16 protein-coding genes and 1 other RNA gene are annotated in these 18,222 nt (G+C 67.1%); 3 read left to right on the forward strand and 14 right to left on the reverse strand.

The features are described from left to right. From murG to rsmH, 9 genes are all read right to left on the reverse strand, one after another. A partial coding sequence (gene murG / locus QM712_RS30510; RefSeq protein WP_415026860.1) for an undecaprenyldiphospho-muramoylpentapeptide beta-N-acetylglucosaminyltransferase occupies positions 1–1,035 on the reverse strand: 1,035 nt, incomplete at its 3' end. 190 nt (positions 1,036–1,225) lie between these two features. Then, positions 1,226–2,377 (reverse strand): putative lipid II flippase FtsW, encoded by a 1,152-nt coding sequence (gene ftsW, locus QM712_RS30515; RefSeq protein ID WP_415026861.1) that lies wholly within the window; start codon positions 2,375–2,377, stop codon positions 1,226–1,228. A 231-nt stretch (positions 2,378–2,608) separates the two neighbouring features. Then, positions 2,609–4,009, reverse strand: coding sequence for a UDP-N-acetylmuramoyl-L-alanine--D-glutamate ligase (gene murD / locus QM712_RS30520; RefSeq protein WP_415026862.1), 1,401 nt, complete (start codon positions 4,007–4,009; stop codon positions 2,609–2,611). A gap of 10 nt (positions 4,010–4,019) precedes the next feature. Continuing rightward, positions 4,020–5,123, reverse strand: coding sequence for a phospho-N-acetylmuramoyl-pentapeptide-transferase (gene mraY / locus QM712_RS30525; RefSeq protein WP_415026863.1), 1,104 nt, complete (start codon positions 5,121–5,123; stop codon positions 4,020–4,022). 153 nt (positions 5,124–5,276) lie between these two features. Further along, positions 5,277–6,656, reverse strand: coding sequence for a UDP-N-acetylmuramoyl-tripeptide--D-alanyl-D-alanine ligase (locus QM712_RS30530; protein WP_415026864.1), 1,380 nt, complete (start codon positions 6,654–6,656; stop codon positions 5,277–5,279). After that, entirely contained in the window at positions 6,653–8,125 is a 1,473-nt protein-coding gene (locus tag QM712_RS30535; RefSeq protein WP_415026865.1) for a UDP-N-acetylmuramoyl-L-alanyl-D-glutamate--2,6-diaminopimelate ligase, read from the reverse strand. The genes QM712_RS30530 and QM712_RS30535 overlap by 4 nt, the downstream gene beginning before the upstream one ends. An 84-nt stretch (positions 8,126–8,209) precedes the next feature. Further along, positions 8,210–9,964, reverse strand: a complete 1,755-nt coding sequence (locus QM712_RS30540) for a peptidoglycan D,D-transpeptidase FtsI family protein (RefSeq protein WP_415026866.1) — start codon at positions 9,962–9,964, stop codon at positions 8,210–8,212. Continuing rightward, positions 9,961–10,353 (reverse strand): hypothetical protein, encoded by a 393-nt coding sequence (locus QM712_RS30545; protein ID WP_415026867.1) that lies wholly within the window; start codon positions 10,351–10,353, stop codon positions 9,961–9,963. Before QM712_RS30545 ends, QM712_RS30540 begins: the two co-directional genes overlap by 4 nt. Positions 10,354–10,356: 3 nt before the next feature. Beyond that, positions 10,357–11,346 (reverse strand): 16S rRNA (cytosine(1402)-N(4))-methyltransferase RsmH, encoded by a 990-nt coding sequence (gene rsmH / locus QM712_RS30550; RefSeq protein WP_415026868.1) that lies wholly within the window; start codon positions 11,344–11,346, stop codon positions 10,357–10,359. Between the two features lie 525 nt (positions 11,347–11,871). On the opposite strand from rsmH, the gene QM712_RS30555 reads away from it, so the two are divergent. Beyond that, positions 11,872–12,654: an N-acetylmuramoyl-L-alanine amidase gene (locus QM712_RS30555; RefSeq protein WP_415026869.1), complete on the forward strand. Its 783-nt coding sequence runs from the start codon at positions 11,872–11,874 to the stop codon at positions 12,652–12,654. Positions 12,655–12,708: 54 nt separating this feature from the next. Here QM712_RS30555 and QM712_RS30560 read toward each other — a convergent pair whose 3' ends face one another. Both QM712_RS30560 and QM712_RS30565 read right to left on the reverse strand, forming a co-directional pair. Next, positions 12,709–13,941, reverse strand: a complete 1,233-nt coding sequence (locus QM712_RS30560; RefSeq protein WP_415026870.1) for an RNA polymerase sigma factor — start codon at positions 13,939–13,941, stop codon at positions 12,709–12,711. 22 nt (positions 13,942–13,963) lie between these two features. Beyond that, positions 13,964–14,317 carry a YciI family protein gene (locus tag QM712_RS30565; RefSeq protein ID WP_415026871.1) on the reverse strand — a complete coding sequence of 118 codons (354 nt, stop codon included), beginning with the start codon at positions 14,315–14,317 and terminating at the stop codon, positions 13,964–13,966. A gap of 148 nt (positions 14,318–14,465) precedes the next feature. On the opposite strand from QM712_RS30565, the gene rnpB reads away from it, so the two are divergent. After that, an RNA gene (gene rnpB / locus QM712_RS30570) (RNase P RNA component class A) lies at positions 14,466–14,946 on the forward strand. A gap of 146 nt (positions 14,947–15,092) precedes the next feature. Here rnpB and QM712_RS30575 read toward each other — a convergent pair. Together QM712_RS30575 and QM712_RS30580 are read right to left on the reverse strand one after the other, a co-directional pair. Continuing rightward, a complete protein-coding gene (locus QM712_RS30575; protein ID WP_415026872.1) occupies positions 15,093–15,806 on the reverse strand; it encodes an alpha/beta fold hydrolase in 714 nt (237 codons plus the stop codon). A gap of 75 nt (positions 15,807–15,881) precedes the next feature. Then, complete coding sequence (locus QM712_RS30580; RefSeq protein WP_415026873.1) at positions 15,882–16,343, reverse strand: DUF983 domain-containing protein; 462 nt, start codon at positions 16,341–16,343, stop codon at positions 15,882–15,884. Positions 16,344–16,392: 49 nt separating this feature from the next. On the opposite strand from QM712_RS30580, the gene QM712_RS30585 reads away from it, so the two are divergent. Further along, on the forward strand, positions 16,393–17,769 hold the full coding sequence (locus QM712_RS30585; RefSeq protein ID WP_415026874.1) for a PLP-dependent aminotransferase family protein: 1,377 nt from the start codon (positions 16,393–16,395) through the stop codon (positions 17,767–17,769). Between the two features lie 4 nt (positions 17,770–17,773). Here QM712_RS30585 and QM712_RS30590 read toward each other — a convergent pair whose 3' ends face one another. Then, positions 17,774–18,040 carry a hypothetical protein gene (locus tag QM712_RS30590; RefSeq protein ID WP_415026875.1) on the reverse strand — a complete coding sequence of 89 codons (267 nt, stop codon included), beginning with the start codon at positions 18,038–18,040 and terminating at the stop codon, positions 17,774–17,776. Positions 18,041–18,222 lie beyond the last annotated feature (182 nt).

The raw sequence follows: 18,222 nt of genomic DNA on the forward strand, positions 1-18,222 counted from the left end.
GCGGGCGGCCTCGGCCATGGCGGCGAGCCGCGCCGGCTCGGCCGCGAAAGCGGAGATCTCGGCCGCGAGGCGATCTGAGGTGAATTCGGTCTGCGGGATGCGGATCGCGCCGTCGACCTTCACCAGCACGCCGGCATTGGCGAACTGGTCCTGGTCGATCGAGCCCGGCAACGGCACCAGGATGGAGGGCCTGCCGATCGCAGCGAGTTCGGCCACGGTGCCGGCGCCGGAGCGCGACACCACCAGATGGTTGGAGGCGAGCCGCGCCGGCAGATCCGTGAAGAACGGTGCGAGCTCGGCGTTGATCCTGAGCTTGTCGTAGACCGCGCGCACGCGATTCATGTCCTCGTCGCGCACCTGCTGGGTGAGCACGAGCCGGCTCCACAGCGCGGGCGCGAGCCGTTCGATCGCACCGGGCACGATATCGGCCATGATGCGCGCGCCCTGGCTGCCGCCGACGACGAGCAGGCGCAGCGGCCCCTCCGGCTCGGGCGCGGCATATTTCACCGCAGCCGCCGCGAGGATCGCCGGCCGCATCGGCGTGCCGACCGTCGTTGTCTTGCCGGCGAGCGCCGGGTCGCGATCGAGCACGCCGGGCAGCGACGTCGCGATCGCGCGGACGCGCGTCGACAGGAAACGATTGGCACGGCCGAGCACGGCATTGGCGTCGTGGATGATGCCGGGCACGCCGGCGAATTTCGCAGCGACGAGCGGCGGCAGCGTCGGATACCCGCCGAACCCGACGACGGCGACGGGCTTGAGCCGCTTGATCAGGCGATACGCAAAGACCGTGCCGGCCGCGAGCGTGAGGCCGGCATAGGCGAGTTGCAGCGGATTGCGGCCGCGCGCGGTCTCGCTGGAGACGACGTCGATCATGTCCTTGCCGAACAGCCCGCTGTAGCGCAGCGCACGTTCATCGGTGACGAGGCGGACGCGAAAGCCGCGCCGGATCAGCTCGACGCCGAGCGCCTCGGCGGGAAACAGATGGCCGCCGGTGCCGCCCGCGGCGAGAAGAATCAAGGGAGACGTGTCCATGATTGCCTTTCTACAGGCCCTCAACGGTCATTGCGAGCGCAGCGAACACCGCATCAACTCCTCATCCTGAGCAGCGTGGAACGCGCGTCTCGAAGGATGAAGGCCAGGCCAAGACTTCAACGTCCGAAAACTTCCACTCGGGCCGCGCCCTTCGAGACGCCGCGCGCTGCGCGGCTCCTCAGGGTGAGGATCACGCGTAGTTGCGCATCGCCTCGGCGTGGCCGATCGACTCGACCTCGGTGCGCGGGCGCAGGCGCGTCAGCGCCAGCATCATGCCGACGCCGTAGGCGAGCGACACGATCGAGGAACCGCCATAGGAAATGAAGGGCAGCGTCATGCCCTTGGCGGGAATGAGCTGCAGATTGACCGACATGTTGATCGCGGCCTGCACGCCGAACAGGATGGCAAGGCCGGAGGCTGCGAAGCGCGAGAACATGTCCTCGTTGGCGTAGGCGCGCGACAGCGTGCGAACGACGATGAACGCATACAGCGTCAGCATCGCCAGGCAGAGGATGATGCCGAACTCTTCGGCCGCGACCGCGAACACGAAGTCGGTGTGGCTGTCCGGCAGGCTGCGCTTGGCGATGCCCTCGCCCGGCCCGAGGCCGAACCAGCCGCCGTTGTAGAATGCCTCCATGGCGGTATCGACCTGGAAGGTGTCGCCGGAGGCGGGATTCATGAACCGCTTGATACGGCCGGCGACGTGCGGGACGAACAGATAGGCGCTGAACAATCCGGCGGCGGCGGCGCCCGCGAGCCCGAACACCCAGATCATGCGCATGCCCGCGATGAAGAACAGCGAGCCCCACACCATCAGGATCAGCATGGTTTGGCCGAAGTCCGGCTCCATCACCAGCAGCGACACCAGCATCAGGAGCAGCACCAGCGCCATCGAGGTCGCCGGCATCTCCGGCCGCTTGGTCGATTCCGCGAACAGCCAGGCCGCGATGACGACGAAAGACGGCTTTGCGATTTCGGAGGCCTGGATGTTGACGCCGAGCAGCGTGATCCAGCGCCGCGAGCCCTTCACTTCCGGGCCGACGGCCAGCGTCACCACGATCAGGATGATGCTGATGGCGAAGATGATCAGCGCGCTTCTGCGGATCGCGCGCGGCGACAGGAAGGACACTCCGAGCAGCACCATGCAGGACGGCGCCAGGAACATCACGTGGCGGCTGAAGAAGTGGAACGGATCGAGCCCGATGCGGGTCGCGACCGGCGGGCTCGCCGCCAGCGACAGGATCACCCCGGTCAGCATCAGCGCCAGGATGGCGCCCATCAACGGCTTGTCGACGGTCCACCACCACTCGGAAAAGGGGGTGCGTTCTTCACGGGAGAGCATGGGCGGCCGCTTTCGGACAGAGGTCAGCCCATTGGTCGCCGAGGTTGGTTACCGGGGGGTTAATGAAAAGCGGATGTTTGGAGATAGGTGGGAGCGGCCGTCTCACATGCGCGTCATGCCCCGCGAAAGCGGGACATCCGACACGCCGCGGCCTTTCGGCTCAAGCACCACCTCTAAGATACTGAGGCGAAGGTTCAAGCCGTGCGACGAGAGCGCCGCGGCGCGCGCGCCTCACACCACCGGCTTCACGCCCGGCAGCGCCTCGACCAGGTCGCGGAAGGCGGCGCCGCGGATCTCGAAATTGCGGTACTGATCGAACGAGGCGCAGGCGGGCGAGAGCAGCACGACCACATCGTTGAGGCCTGACGCTTCCGCATCACGCGCGGCATGTTCGACGGCAACATCGAGGGTCTGGCTGATCTCGTGCGGCACCTCGCTGCCGAGCGTGCCGGCAAACTCCGGCGCGGCCTCGCCGATCAGATAGGCCTTGCGGATGCGCGGGAAGAAGCCGGTGAGGCCGGTGATGCCGCCTGCTTTCGGCTTGCCGCCGGCGATCCAGAAGATGTCGGCGAAGGACGACAGCGCGTGCGCGGTCGCGTCCGCATTCGTCCCCTTGGAATCGTTGACGAACAGCACATTGCCGCGGCGGCCGACCTGCTCCATGCGGTGCGCAAGACCGGGAAAGCTGCGCAGGCCGTTCTGCACCACGTCCCGACCGATGCCCATCGCGAGCGCGGCCGCAGCCGCGCAGGCCGCGTTCTGCGCGTTGTGCTGGCCGCGCAGCGATCCGATGCCGCCGAGCATGGCGATCTCGCTGCGGGCGCCGCCCGAGGCGCGCACGATGCTGCCGTGCTCGACATAGATGCCGGACGCCAGCGGATTCTTGACGGAGATGCGCTCGATCTTCTTGCCGGCCCGGTCGAGCCAATCGGCGATGTCGCGGCACCAGCCGTCGTCGACGCCGACGATCGCGGTGCCGCCGGACTGCACGCCCGCGACGAGGCGCTCCTTCACTGCGGCATAATGCTCAATCGTGCCGTGACGGTCGATATGGTCCTCGCTGACATTGAGCAGGATGCCGACCGAGGGATCGAGCGAGGGCGTGAGGTCGATCTGATAGGACGACATCTCGATGACGTGGACGCGGCCCATGCGCGGCGGCTCCAGCGACAGGATCGCGGTGCCGATATTGCCGCCCATCTGCGTGTCGTAGCCGGCCACCTTGGTCAGATGCGCGATCAGCGCCGTGGTGGTCGACTTGCCGTTGGTGCCGGTGATCGCGACGAACGGTGCGTTGGGCGCGTGCCGCCGCCGCTCGCGGCAGAACAGCTCGATGTCGCCGATCACCTCGACACCGGCTTCGCGCGCCTTCAGCACACTCCAGTGCGGCACCGGATGGGTGAGCGGCACGCCGGGCGCGAGCACCAGCGCCGCGAAACCCGCCCAGGAGATGGAGCGCAGATCCGCGGTGATGAAACCAGCCTGCGCCGCCTTGGCGACGTTCTCGGCATTGTCGTCGGCGGCGATCACCTCGGCGCCGCCGGCTTTCAGCGCGTGGCAGGACGCGAGCCCCGAGCCGCCGAGGCCGAACACCACGACCGTCTTGCCGGCAAAGGAAGTGACGGGGATCATGGCGTAACCGTCACCGCAGCTTGAGCGTCGACAGGCCGGCGAGCGCCAGCATCACGGAAATGATCCAGAAGCGGATCACGATCTGCGGCTCGGTCCAGCCGAGCTGCTCGAAATGGTGATGGATCGGCGCCATCCGGAAGATGCGCTTTCCCGTCAGCTTGAACGACACCACCTGCACGATGACGGAGACCGCCTCGAGCACGAACAGGCCGCCGATCACCGCAAGCACGATCTCGTGCTTCACCGCGACCGCGATCGAGCCGAGCATGCCGCCCAGCGCGAGCGAGCCGGTGTCGCCCATGAAGATCGAGGCCGGCGGCGCGTTGAACCAGAGGAAGCCGAGACCGGCTCCCAGCAGCGCGCCGCAGAGCACGGCGAGTTCGCCGGTGCCCGCGACGTACTTGATCTGGAGGTAGTCGGCGAAAACGGCGTTGCCGGCGAGATAGGCGATCATGGCGAAGCTCGCGGTCGCGATCATCACCGGCACGATCGCGAGACCGTCGAGGCCGTCGGTGAGGTTCACAGCGTTGCCGGCGCCGACGATGACGAAGGCGCCGAAGACGACGAAGAACCAGCCGAAGTTCAGCACCGTATCCTTGAGGAAGGGGATGGCCAGCGCGGTCGACGAGGGATCGCGGTTCAGCCGCACCAGCGCATAGCAGGCGACCAGCGCGATGGCCGCCTCGATCAGCAGGCGAAGCTTGCCGCCGAACCCGCTCGTGGTCTGCTTGGTGACCTTGAGGTAGTCGTCGTAGAAGCCGACGAAGCCGAAGCCGAGCGTCACCGCGAGCACGATCCAGACATAGGGATTGAGCGGATTGGCCCACAGCACGGTGCCGACCGTGAGGCCGGAGAGGATCATCAGCCCACCCATGGTGGGCGTGCCCTTCTTGCTGAGATGCGATTGCGGACCGTCGGCGCGGATCGGCTGGCCCTTGCCCTGGCGGATGCGCAGGTGATCGATGATCCAGGGCCCGAACAGGAACACGAACAGCGCGCCGGTGACGACGGCGCCGCCGGTGCGGAATGTGATGTAGCGGAAGACGTTCAGCACGGTGCGGATCGCACCGAAGCCCGGAAATGTATTGGAGAGCTCGATCAGCCAGTAAAACATTCAGACGGTCCTATGGCGCATGTCGCACGCGGCGTTGTCCGGCGTGCCGCATGCGCATTCGCTGGTCTTCATCATGCGTTCGAGCGACCTCGAAGCAACCGAACGGCTTCGCGCCGCAGAGGGTGGGATCGGGAACGGCGCCTTCCAAGCAGTTTACGCCTTTGCCTGCAAGGCGGCCACTAGCCCCGGCACAAACTTGTTGACCCAGAACATCTTCTTGCTGCCCTTGACAACCACGACATCGCCTGCCTTCAGCAATTTCGCGACCTCGCCGGGCTTCAGCGTCGCCGGGTCGTCGTGCCAGCCGAGACCCTTGCCCGCCGGCAGCACGTCATAGAGGTGTCGCATCAAGGGCCCGACGCAATAGACGCCGTCGATGCCGTCGAGATGCCCGGCAAGGCCGGTGTGATAGCTCGGTGCATCGTCGCCCAATTCCAGCATGTCGCCGAGGACCGCAATGCGGCGACCGCCGGTCATGTTGCGCGCCTGCAGGCTCTGCAGCGCGGCAGCCACGCTGGCGGGATTTCCGTTGAAGCTGTCGTCGATCACGGTCACGCCGCCGACCACCTGCTCGACGCCGCGGCCGGTCATGATACCGACCCGGTCGAGCTTGATCGCGAGCGTCGCGGCATCGAGATTCGCGGCGCGGATGGCGGCGAGCGCAGCCAGCGCATTCTGCACCCGATGCGGCGCGCCCGGCGTCAGGCTGAACGCGATCTCCTTCTTGCCGAGTTCGGCGACCACCTGCCAGCTTTCGCCGTGCGGCGCATGCGCGACCTCGTGCACCTCGGCACGCTCGCCGAAGCGCACGACCTTGCCCTTCCATTCCGATGCCTTGAGCCCGGCCGGCAGAACCAGCACGCCGTCCTCAGGCAGGCCGAGCGCGATCGAGACCTTCTCGCGGCGGATGGCTTCGAGCGAGCCGAGCTTTTCCAGATGCACGGGCTGGACGTTGACGACCAGCGCGACGGTCGGGCGCGTCAGTTCGCTGAGCCGTGCGATCTCGCCGGTCTGGTTCATCCCCATCTCGACGACCCACAGGCTCGCATCCGGCCGCGCATTGCACAGCGTCAGCGGCACGCCCCAGAAATTGTTGAAGCTCGACGGATTCGCATAGGCATCCGGATAGGCCGCAAGGAACTCCTTGGTGCTGGTCTTGCCGGCACTGCCGGTGAGGCCGATCACCGGTCCGCCGAAGCGCGCGCGCGCGGCCCGCGCGAGACCCCAGAGGCCGTCGATCAGCGTGTCCTTCACGACGATCTGCGGAACACGGATGCCCGCGATCTCGTGCGGCACGATCATCGCCACCGCCCCGGCCGCCTCCGCCTTGTCGGCGAATTCCCAGCCGTCACGCGCGCTGGCGAAGGCCGAGATGAAGCCGCCGCTCGGCGTGCCGCTCAGCGCGACGAACAGGCTGCCGGGCTTCACCAGGCGACTGTCCTGGGTGACGAAATCGATCGGCGTATCCGGGAACGAACCGGCGGCGCCCAGCGCGCGCGCCACCTCGGCAACCGTCCACAATGGCGCGCTCATGCAATCCTCGACGCTAATGCGGCGGCGACCGCCTCGTGATCACTGAAAGGCAGCACCTCTCCACCGACGATCTGCCCGGTCTCGTGCCCCTTGCCGGCGATGAGCAGCGCATCGCCGTCCTGCAATTCGTCGATCGCGGCGCGGATCGCCGCTGCGCGGTCGCCGATTTCGCGGGCGCCCTTCGCGGTGGCGAGGATCGCGGCGCGAATGGCTTCCGGCTTCTCGCTGCGCGGATTGTCGTCGGTGATGATGACGTCGTCGGCGTTGCCGGCCGCGATCTCGCCCATGATCGGGCGCTTGCCGGCATCGCGATCGCCGCCGGCGCCGAATACGACGATCAGCCTGCGCTTCGCGTAGGGCCGCAGCGCCTGCAGGGCCTTCGCCAAGGCATCCGGCTTGTGCGCGTAATCGACGAAGATCGGCGCGCCGTTGCGCTCGCCGACGCGTTCGAGCCGCCCCTTGGCGCCTTCGAGATGTTCGAGGCTCGCGAACACGTTCGCCGCGTCGCTGCCGGTGCCGATCGCAAGCCCGGCCGAGACCAGCGCGTTCTCGATCTGGAATTCGCCGACCAGCGGAAGACGGACGGCATAGCGCCTGCCGCGATGCTCGAGCGCGAGCACTTGCGAGAAGCCCTCGACCGCGGCTTCGGTCAGACGGATGCCCTCGCCCGCACCGTCGCCATTGCGGCCGACCGTCATCACGCGCAGGCCGCGCGAGGACGCCACAGCGATCGCCTCCGCCGAACAATCATGATCGGCGGAGATCACAGCCGCTCCATCAGGCCGAACCAGCTCACGGAACAGGCGGAGCTTGGCCGCGAGGTAATGCGCGACGGTCGGATGATAGTCCATGTGATCGCGCGACAGATTGGTGAAGCCGCCGGCGGCGACGCGCACGCCGTCGAGGCGGTACTGGTCGAGCCCGTGCGAGGAAGCCTCGAAAGCGAGATGGGTCACGCCCTCGCGCGCGATCTCGTCGAGCTGCCGGTGCAGGGCGATGGGATCCGGCGTCGTCAGCGAGCCGTAGACGGTGCGCCGGGGCGAAACGAGGCCGATGGTGCCGATGCTGGCGGAAGCATGCCCGAGCCGCTCCCAGACCTGCCGCGTGAATGCGGCGACCGAGGTCTTGCCGCTGGTGCCGGTCACCGCGGCGATCGTTGCGGGCTGCGCGGGAAAGAATTTCGCGGCGGCCAGCGCCAGCGCGCGGCGCGGATTGGCGGCGACGATGAACGGCACCTTGCATTGGGCGGGCTGATGATCGCCGACGATTGCCGCTGCACCTGCGGCGATCGCCGCGTCGATGAATCGTGCGCCGTCGGTCTTGCTGCCGGCGAGCGCAAAGAAGAGGTCGCCCGGCTTGACGACGCGACTGTCGAGCGCAAGCCCCGTCACGTCGAGCGCCGCGACGGCGGGCTCGATTGCGGCGTCATTGCCCAGGACTTCCTGACCTAAGAGGTCGCGCAGCTTCATGGTCTTCCAGTCGACATGCCCCGCCGGAACGCCGAATCCCCTGAAAAGGCCGACTCAGCACCGGCCAAGGGGCTACCCGGTTGATTACTGGGTTGTTCTGGATGCTGCAAGAATAAGGCGGTCGGACGGCGGCAGATTGAAGCGGGGTTCGATGCCGAGCAGCGGCGCGATCCGCTCGATCACCTTGCCGCCGGTCGGCACCGCGTTCCAGCCCGAGGTGATGAAGCCGTAGGTTTCCTTCAGCGGCTGCGGCTCGTCGATCATGATCAGGAGCTGGTACTTCGGATTGTCCGCCGGCACGATGGCGGTGAAGGCGTTGAGCACGCGCTTCTTGGCGTAGCGGCCGTTGATGACCTTTTCGGCGGTGCCGGTCTTGCCGCCGATATAGTAGCCGGGAACGTCGGCCTTCTTGGCGGTGCCGACCTCGGCGTTGAGCCGCATCAGATAGCGCATCTTGTCGGAGGTCTCGGGCTTGATCACGCGCTTGGCAAGCTGCATCGCCTCGGCTTCGGTGCGCTTCAGGAAAGTCGGCGGAATCAGATAGCCGCCGTTGACCAGCGCATCGATGCCCATCACCGCCTGGAGCGGCGCAACCGCGATGCCGTGGCCGAACGAAATGGTCACGGTGTTCAGCTCGGCCCAGCGCTTCGGAACGATCGGCGAGGCGCTCTCCGGCAGTTCCGTGCGCAGCCTTTCGAGCTGGCCCATCTTGCGCAGGAAGGCCTTGTGCGCCTCGACGCCCTGGGAGAGCGCGATGCGCGCCGCACCGACGTTGGAGGAGTAGTAGAACACTTCCTTCATGTTGATGAAGCGACCCATGGCGTGGTCGTCGTGGATCGCGAACTTGCCGTAATGCAGCGGCCCGCGCGCATCCCACATCGAGTTGAGATCGGACTTGCCGGAGTCGAGCGCCATCGCGAGCGTGAACGCCTTGAAGGTCGAGCCCATCTCGTAGACGCCGGTGGTCAGGCGGTTGATGCGATCGGGATCGTGCGCTTCCTTCGGGTTGTTCGGGTCGAAGTCCGGCACCGAGACCATCGCCACGATCTCGCCGGTCTTGACGTTGGAGACCAGGCCCGAAGCCGCCTTGGCGTGGAACTTCTCCTTGGCCTTCAGGAGTTCGTCGCGCAGCGCGTGCTCGACGCGCAGATCGACCGACAGCTCGACCGGCTTTTGCAGGCGGTCGGTGGCGAAGCCCGCACGGTGGAGATCGGCGAGCCCGTTGCTGTCGAGCCACTTCTCCATGCCGGCGATGCCCTGGTTGTCGATGTTGACGAGACCGATGAGGTGGGCGACCTCGTTGCCGGTGGGATAGACGCGCTTGTTCTCGCGCAGGAAGCCGATGCCGGGAATGCCCAGCTTGTGGATGTCCTGTTGCTGCTTGGGCGTGATCTCGCGCTTGAGCCAGACGAACCCCTTGCGCGACGACAGGCGGTCGCGCACCTCGGCCTCGTCGAGGTCGGGCACGGTCGCGGTCAGCAGTTCGATCGCCTCGTCCTTGTCGATGATGCGGCGCGGTTCGCCGAACAGGCTCGGCGCCTTGACGTCGGTCGCCAGGATCGCGCCGTTGCGGTCGACGATGTCGGGCCGCGCGGTCGCGACCACGTCCTGCGACGCGGCCCGGCGCGCGCCATGGGCGTCCGCGCCGATCGCGAACATCACGAGCCGGCCGCCGATCAGGGCGTAGACGGAGGCAAAGGCCAGGATCGCCAGCCCGACCCGCGCCCGCGCCTTCGCCGCGCGGTCGACGTTGCGCCCGTAAAGCAGGCTGCGGATCAGCCGCTGCCGCCAGGGTTCGGCCGGCTTCTCAGGCGGTTTTGCGGGGCTCGCCGGGCTCATTGGTTGTCCTCGGGCTGAGGCACGGAGCCCGTCACCGAATCGGGATCGCTCGCGGCTTCGATGGTGTTGATCATGGAGCCGATCGGATCAGGCTCGCCCGGCCTGAACATCCGCGGCGGCCGCTCCGGCAGGTTCTTCAGCGAATCATATTGCGTGGCGCTGATGGGCTTGAGCGGCAGATGCCGCTCGGCCAGGCCCTGCAGGCGCAAGGGCGCATCCAGCTTGGCCCATTCGGAGCGCAGCGAGGCGATCGCGTCGCGCTGCTCGCGAATCTCCGCGTGCAGCCGCAGCACCTTCTCGGTGCGGGCCGTCGAGTCCATCTTGATCCGGTAGACATAGGCCGCCGCGAAGATCAGCGCGCCGATGACGAGGAGGTGGATGATGCGCATGCGCTAGCCGCCCCTCATGACGTCGGAGAGCCTCGGCCAGGACGACGCTTCGGCATCGTCGTGCGCCGGTGCGGATGTGCGCTCGGCGGCACGCAGCTTGGCGGACCGCGCGCGCGGATTGTGCGCGACTTCCTCCTCGCCGGCGACCACGGGACGCCGCGTCAGGAGCTCGAAGCTCGGCGCTAACTGCGACACTTCCGGCAGATGGCGCGAGCCACCGCCGGTCTTCGAGCGTTCGGACAGGAAATTCTTGACGATGCGGTCTTCCAGCGAATGGAACGAGACGACGGCGAGCCGCCCGCCCGGCTTGAGCACGCGCTCGGCCGCGGCCAGCGCGGTCTGGAGCTCCTCGAGCTCCTCGTTGACGAAGATGCGCAGGGCCTGGAACGTCCGCGTCGCGGGATGGATGTCGCCGGGCTTGGAACGAACCACCCTGCCGACGAGATCGGCCAGCGCGCGCGTGGTCGTGAACGGCGTCTCCTGCCGGTCCGCGACGATGGCGCGGGCGACGCGGCGCGAATGCCGCTCCTCGCCGAAGAGGTAGATGATGTCGGCGAGATCGGCTTCCGAGGCGCGCGCGACGACATCGGCGGCGGTCGGGCCGGCCTGTCCCATCCGCATGTCGAGCGGACCGTCGAGGCGGAAGGAAAAGCCGCGGCCGGCCTGGTCGAGCTGCATCGAGGATACCCCGACATCCATCACGACGCCGTCGACGGCATCGACACCCTGGGCCGCGCAGACCTCGGCGAGGTTGGAGAAGCGGTCCTCGACCAGCGTCAGCCGGCCTGCGGAGCGCTCGACCAGATCGAAACCGCCGGCGATCGCGGTGCGGTCGCGGTCGATCGCGATCAGGCGGGTTCCCGGCACGTCGAGAATGGCGCGGCTATAGCCGCCGCCGCCGAAGGTGGCATCGACATAGATGCCGCCCTCGCGTGGAGCGAGGTAGTCGACGGCCTCGCGGCCAAGGACGGGAATGTGCGGAACCGAACTCATGCGAAACGCCTGCCGAACGCAGAGCCCACCGCCCAAGGCAGACCGGGAGCGACCAAGCCCATCACGCCTCGAATGATTCCGCGCCGCGGCGGTTCCACGTCTTGACCCCTGCACAACACGATGGCCGGGCCCAGTCGTCCCAGGCTGCAAACCCAGTGTTCCCAGTGGAATTTGTCGGGCAGCCATGGGATTTCGAGCCGAAATACGCTTTGGCCGCCTCCGGACGCGGGTCGGCTCTTCATCGCTCAGTAACGGCCCTTAGCGTTAAGAAAGCGTTGCTCGGCTGGTTACAAGTTGAAAACGTGACCGGTCCGGTGATGCGTCATCCACACACAGGCACCAAAATGCATCCGTTAACCGAGCCGCGCGATTGCGCGAGACGGTGGGTAAAGGAATAGTAAAGAGAAGGGCTGGCCCATCATTCCCGTTCGTCCCGAGCTGTCCATGCCGTCCGGTTCTTCCACATCGTCTGGATCTGATTCGAAGCGTCAACGCGTTCTCCCGGTTCCCAAGGCCGCGGCGGGCATGCGGACGTTCGATCCGGACTCCTCGATCGTCTCGGACATCATCCCCTCCCCCAATCACGGCGAGCGCAACAAGGGGCGGCAGCCGGACATGATCGTGCTGCACTACACCGGCATGCCCGATGTCGAGGGCGCGCTCGCGCGGCTCTGCACGGCGGGCACCGAGGTCTCTGCACATTATGTCGTGCTCGAGGACGGCCGCATCGTGCAATGCGTGCCCGAGATCAAGCGCGCCTGGCACGCCGGCGTCTCATCCTGGGCCGGCGAGGACGACATCAACTCCTGCTCGATCGGGATCGAGATCATCAACCGCGGACACGATTGGGGCTATCCGGAATTCCCGCTGCGCCAGATCGCTGCCGTGATCGCGCTGTGCCGCGGCATCATGCTTCGGCGGAAAGTGCCCTCGCACCGCGTGCTCGGCCATTCCGACGTCGCCCCGGCCCGCAAGAAGGATCCCGGCGAGAAGTTTCCGTGGCATTCGCTGGCCAATTCCGGCGTCGGTCACTGGGTAACGCCCGCGCCGGTCGTGCGCGGCGAGAGCCTGATGCTCGGCACCATCAGCGACGAGGTGATGAGCCTGCAGCAGGCGCTCGCCAGATATGGCTACGGCGTGCCGCTCACCGGCAAATACGACGCATCGACGATGGAAGTGGTCACCGCCTTCCAGCGCCATTTCCGCCCGGCACGGCTCGACGGCATCGCCGATCATTCGACGCTGTCGACATTGCAGGCGCTGCTGGCGAGCCTGCCCACGGATGCGCCGGTGGTCGCGTCGACGTAGGGTCCGCGCGGCTTGCTCCCGTCATTGCGAGCGCAGTGACGAAATCCGGGACAGCTAATCCATCTCCCTCAGCCGTCGCGCATACAGCCGTCGCAGCGGCTCCAGCTTCGTTGCCTCCGTCGCCGCGCCATAGGCCTCGCGCGCTTCGTCCCAGCGGCCGAGCCGCCGCAACAGATCGGCCCGCACCGCGGGCAACATCTCATAGCCGGCGAGCCCGCCGCGCGCGGTGATCGCATCGACCAGATCGAGCGCGCGCGCCGGACCGTCGACCATCGAGACCGCGGCGGCGTGATTGAGCTCGACCACCGGCGACGGGCTGATGCGCAGCAGCACCTCGTAGAGCCCGGCGATCTGGCACCAGTCGGTTTCGTCGAAGCGCGGCGCGCGGGCGTGCAGCGCTGCGATCGCGGCCTGCACAACATAGGCGTGCGGCCGCCCCGGCACGCGCAGCGCATCGTCCACCAGGCGCAGGCCTTGCTCGATCTGCGCGCGATCCCAGAGCGTGCGATCCTGCTCTTCCAGGAGAACGATGTCGCCCGCCGCCGTCTCACGTCCGGCGCGCCGCGCATCGTGCAGCAGCATCAACGCCAGCAGGCCCTTGATGCCGGCGCGATCGGGCATCAGCCGGTCGAGCAGACGGCAGAGCCGGATCGCCTCGGCCGCGAGATCCGGGCGCATCAGGTCCACGCCGGAGGTCGCGACATAGCCTTCGGTGAAGACGAGATGGATCACGGCGAGCACACCGTCGAGCCGCGGCACCAGCGCTTCGCGTTCCGGCACTTCGTAAGGAATGCCGGCGAGCCTGATCTTCTGCTTGGCGCGGACCAGCCGCTGCGCCATCGCTTCCTCGCCGATGAGGAAGGCGCGCGCGACCTGCGCCATGGAGAGGCCGCACACCGTACGCAGCGTCAGCGCGACCTGCACCTCGGCCGCGAAGGCCGGATGGCAACAGGTGAAGATCAGCCGCAGCATGTCGTCGTCGAGTATGGCCGGAGATTCCTCCGGCGCCTGCGCGTTCAACTCCAGCTCATGCACGAGCGCCTGCTGCTTGCCGCGAAACACCGCCTGCCGGCGGACCCGGTCGATCGCCCTGTTGCGCGCGACATTGACGAGCCAGGCGCGCGGATTGTCGGGAATGCCTCCGGCCGCCCAGCGCTCCAGCGCGACGGCGAAGGCGTCCTGCAGCGCGTCCTCGGCGAGATCGAAATCGCCGACGAGGCGGATCAGCGTGGCCAGCGCCCGCTCCGCCTCGTCGCGGAAGATCGTTTCGATCTCGTTCGGGGTCATGCTGCGATGCGCGGCCCGGCCGTCACTTGTCGTAGACCCAGATCGGCCGCACCTCGATCGAGCCGATGCGGGCGCCGGGAATCCGCGCCGCCATCTCGATCGCGGCGTCGAGGTCCTTGGCCTCGACCAGATAATAGCCGCCGAGCTGCTCGCGCGTTTCCGCGAACGGACCATCGGTCGTCAGCGTCTTGCCGTCGCGCACGCGCACCGTGGTCGCGGTCGTGGTCGGCTGCAGACGATCGCCGGCCTTGAAACTGCCGCTCTGGATGATGGATTGAGTGAAGGCGCCGTACTCGGCCAGCATCTTCTGGCTGGTCGCCGCATCGTTCTTCGCGTACTCGACCTCGTTCTGGTAGATCATCAGCAGATATTGCATCGCTCAACTCCTGTTGTTCGGAAATCACCGACATCCAGTCGAACGGGCCAAACGCCAAACGACATCTTCAGGATAATTTATTTTCGGCGGCGCGGGCGCGGCGATATCGCCTTGACGAAACCGTCACAAATGCCCCATGCGTAGGCCGTCAGTCGGCCGGACGGCCGCTCCGGCAGGTGCCGAAAGGCCGCCGGGGAGGAAAGTCCGGGCTCCCTTGACATACGGTGCCGGATAACGTCCGGCGAGGGTGACCTTAGGGAAAGTGCCACAGAGAACGAACCGCCCGCCTCTGCCCCAACGGGGCTATGGCGTGACAAGCCCTCGGGCTCGCCACGCCGAAGCAGCGCAAGCTGCGCAGGCGGGTAAGGGTGAAAAGGTGCGGTAAGAGCGCACCGCGGTTCCGGCAACGGAGCCGGCATGGCAAACCCCACCGGGAGCAAAACCGAATAGGGACGGCTCAAGCGGGCTGTTCGCGCAAGCGATAACGCCGCGGGGCGATGTCAGGCCCGCCGTCCGGGTAGGTTGCTCGAGGCCATGTGCAAACATGGTCCCAGAGGAATGGCCGTCACGTATCATTCGCGCAAACGGATGGTGCCCTACAGAACCCGGCTTACAGGCCGGCTGATATCTTGCAACGAGGGGTTCGATGCCGACGCATCGGACCCCTCACCATTTCTGCTCGCTGCCTTTGCGTGCTGTCCCATCGGCCAGCAGGGTCGGAGGATGGATGGATTCCGGGCTCTCGCTTCGCGAACCCGGGAACGACGACCGTGGACTAGCCGACGATCTTCTGCAGCACAGCCATCAGCGCTTCCGGCGCCGTCACGTTCGGCGCATGGCTCGCGTCGAGCTCGAAATAGCGCCAGCCGGCCTCGCTCTTCGTGCGTGTCGCAAACTGGCCGAACACGTCGCCCGGCGGAATCCGCGTGCAGTAGATGTAGCTGCGCGGCATTTTCGGCTCGCCGTGTTCGAGCTTCAATTTCGTCTCGAAACATTTGATCGGCATGTTGATACGGCGCGCATTGAGCCAGTCGAGATCGGCCTGCGGCGTGTCCGGCGGCGGCGGATTCGGCGGGATGCGATAGCCGTCGCCGGACGCGGCCGCCTTGCGCATCGAATCGCGCCCGCCGTCGTTGAGGTCGAACAGCGACTGGCCGTCGCGCGGCACGAAGGCGTCGAGATAGATCAGTTGCGTCACGCGCTCGCGCGCACGATCGGCGACGCCGGTCGCGACCATGCCGCCATAGCTGTGCCCGAGCAGCACGATGTCGTGGAGGTCCTCGAACCGGATGACGTTGAGGATGTCCTGGATGTGCGTCTCCAGGTCGACGCCGGGACCTGAGAGATGCGCGCGCTCACCGAGACCGGTGTAGGTCGGCGCGACCAGGCGATGACCGGCCTGCGCCATCAGCGGATGCATCTTCTTCCAGGCCCAGCCGCCCGACCACGCACCGTGGCAGAGCAGGAAGGTCTTCGCGCGTGCGGTCATCGGCGTTTCCATCTCTCTTGCTTGAGACGATGGAGTGTAACGGGCACGTGCCCGGTGTAAACGCCGCGGGAAGCCTCAGGCCGCGCGCGGCGCGTTCGCCTTCACGAGCACGGGCTCAGCCGCCTCTCGCCGCAGCTTGCCGGCCTCGAAGCCGTGCATGCCGATCTGCCATTGCAGCCCGACGATGGCGCCCTTGGTCGGCTGCAGCAATGCGAGCGAGGCGAACAGCGTCACCGGCAGCCACACCGCCAGTTGCAGCCAGACCGGCGGCGCGTAGGCGGTCTCGACGGCGAGGATCGCCGGCACCACGAGATGGCCGACGACGACCATCACGAGATAGGCCGGAAAGTCGTCGGCGCGCTGGTGGAACAGCTCCTCGCCGCAATGGTCGCAGGTGTCGGCCACCTTCAGGAAGCGCCCGAACATGTGTCCTTCGCCGCAGTTCGGGCACTTGCCGCGAAAACCGCGCCACATCGCCTTTGCCAGAGAGACTGAACCGGTCGCCATGACCACACCTCTTCCGTTCTGATGATCCATACAATAATATCTTGCATCCATACATTCAAAGGATATGGGTCGAATTTGCATGGACTGGATCCCTACAATCTCGGAGCTGAGCGGACCCCGCTATCAGCGCATCGTCGAAGCCATGGAGGCCGACATCGCCGCCGGCCGGCTGGTGCGCGGCCAGCAATTGCCGACGCAGCGCGCACTCGCGAAGGCGCTCGGCATCGACCTGACGACGGTGACGCGCGCCTACACGGAGGCGCGGCGGCGCGGAATCATGGAGGCCCGGGTCGGCCAGGGATCGTTCGTGTCGGAGACCAGCGCGCGCCGCGCGGTCGACCTGCCGCATCCCGTCGCGATCGACCTGTCGATGAACGTGCCGCCGCATCCGCTCGAAGCGCAACTCGACGAGCGCATCATCGCCGGACTGGAAGCCATCCGCGCGCAATCAGGATTGACCGCGTTCCTCAACTATCAGCCGCCCGGCGGCAGCGCGCATGAGCGCGAGATCGCGGCGAGATGGATGCGCACGCGCGTTCCGCATGCCCATCCCGACCGGCTGGTGATCTTTCCCGGCGCCCAGACGATCCTGTTCAACCTGCTCGCCAGCCTCGCGCGCGGCGGCGACGTCGTGCTGACGGAAGAGCTCACCTTCCCCGGCATCAAGGCGGCGGCGACGCAGCTCGGCATCAGGCTCGTCGGCGTGGCGATGGACGACGGCGGCATCCTCCCCGAGGCGCTGGCGAAGGCCTGCCGCGCGCACAAGCCCGCGGCGGTCTATCTCATCCCGACGCTGCACAATCCGACCACAGCGACGCTTTCCGCCGAGCGGCGCGAAGCGATCGCGAAGATCATCAGGGATGCCGGCACGACTTTGATCGAGGACGATGCCTACGGGCTGCTCGACCGTTCGGCCTCGCCGATCGCCAATCTGATTCCGGAGCGCACGTATCTGGCGACGACGTTGTCCAAGTGCATCGCGCCCGCGCTGCGCGTGGCCTATCTGGTGACGCCCGACGGCGGCACGCAGCAGGAGATGCGGCGCCATCTGCAGGCGACGGTGCAGATGCCGGCGCCGCTGATGGTCGCCCTGACGACGCACTGGATCGAGACCGGCATCGCCGACCGCATCATCGCCGCGATACGCAGCGAAGCGGTCGGCCGCCAGCAGCTCGCGCAGCGCGCGCTCAGGGGTTTTCAGTTCCAGGCCAAACCCGCCGCCCATCATCTGTGGCTGCGGCTGCCGGACAGCCGCGAGCGCCGCGACGTCGTGGCCCATCTGCTGCGCAACGGGCTCGCGGTGGTCGCAGGCGATGCGTTCGCGGTCGACACGACACCGCCGCATGCAGCGCGCGTCTCGCTGGGCGCGGCGCGCAACCGATCGGAATTGACCGAAGCCCTGCGCATCCTGGTCGGCGCGCTGCACAAGCCCGCCGACACCCGGCAGATCGTCTAGGCGTCTAGGGGTGGGAACGGCGATGGCGGGAGCGCACGACCGGCGCGACGGGCGACGGATAGGCCTCTGATGCATACGCATTGCTCGGACCACCCTGCTGGCCGAGGGCCGCGCGCGCGGCCGGCGTGAGCTGGCCGCCATTCAGGACGTCGCGGTCCGGGTGGGCGGCCTGGTAGGCCGCGGGCTCTGACAGCTGCGCCTGCGCCAAAGTCGGCATCGCGGCCAGCGCCGACAACAACGCGGCGGCCAAAGCCATGTTCGTGCGGGTCATGATCATGCTCCATCATCTCATCGGGGACAGGCCAATCAGAGCGCGGCGTGGCTTGCGGCGGGCCCCCCAAAATGCTGTACGAAGATCATGTAGGCGCTCTGTCCGCGAACGCCCGTTCCCGGGGAATCACGCTTGCGTGCGGTTTTGAAATTGTCCTTCCCGGCCGCATCTGTGCTATGCGC

This window comes from Bradyrhizobium sp., from assembly GCF_047605465.1.
Lineage (GTDB): Bacteria > Pseudomonadota > Alphaproteobacteria > Rhizobiales > Xanthobacteraceae > Bradyrhizobium.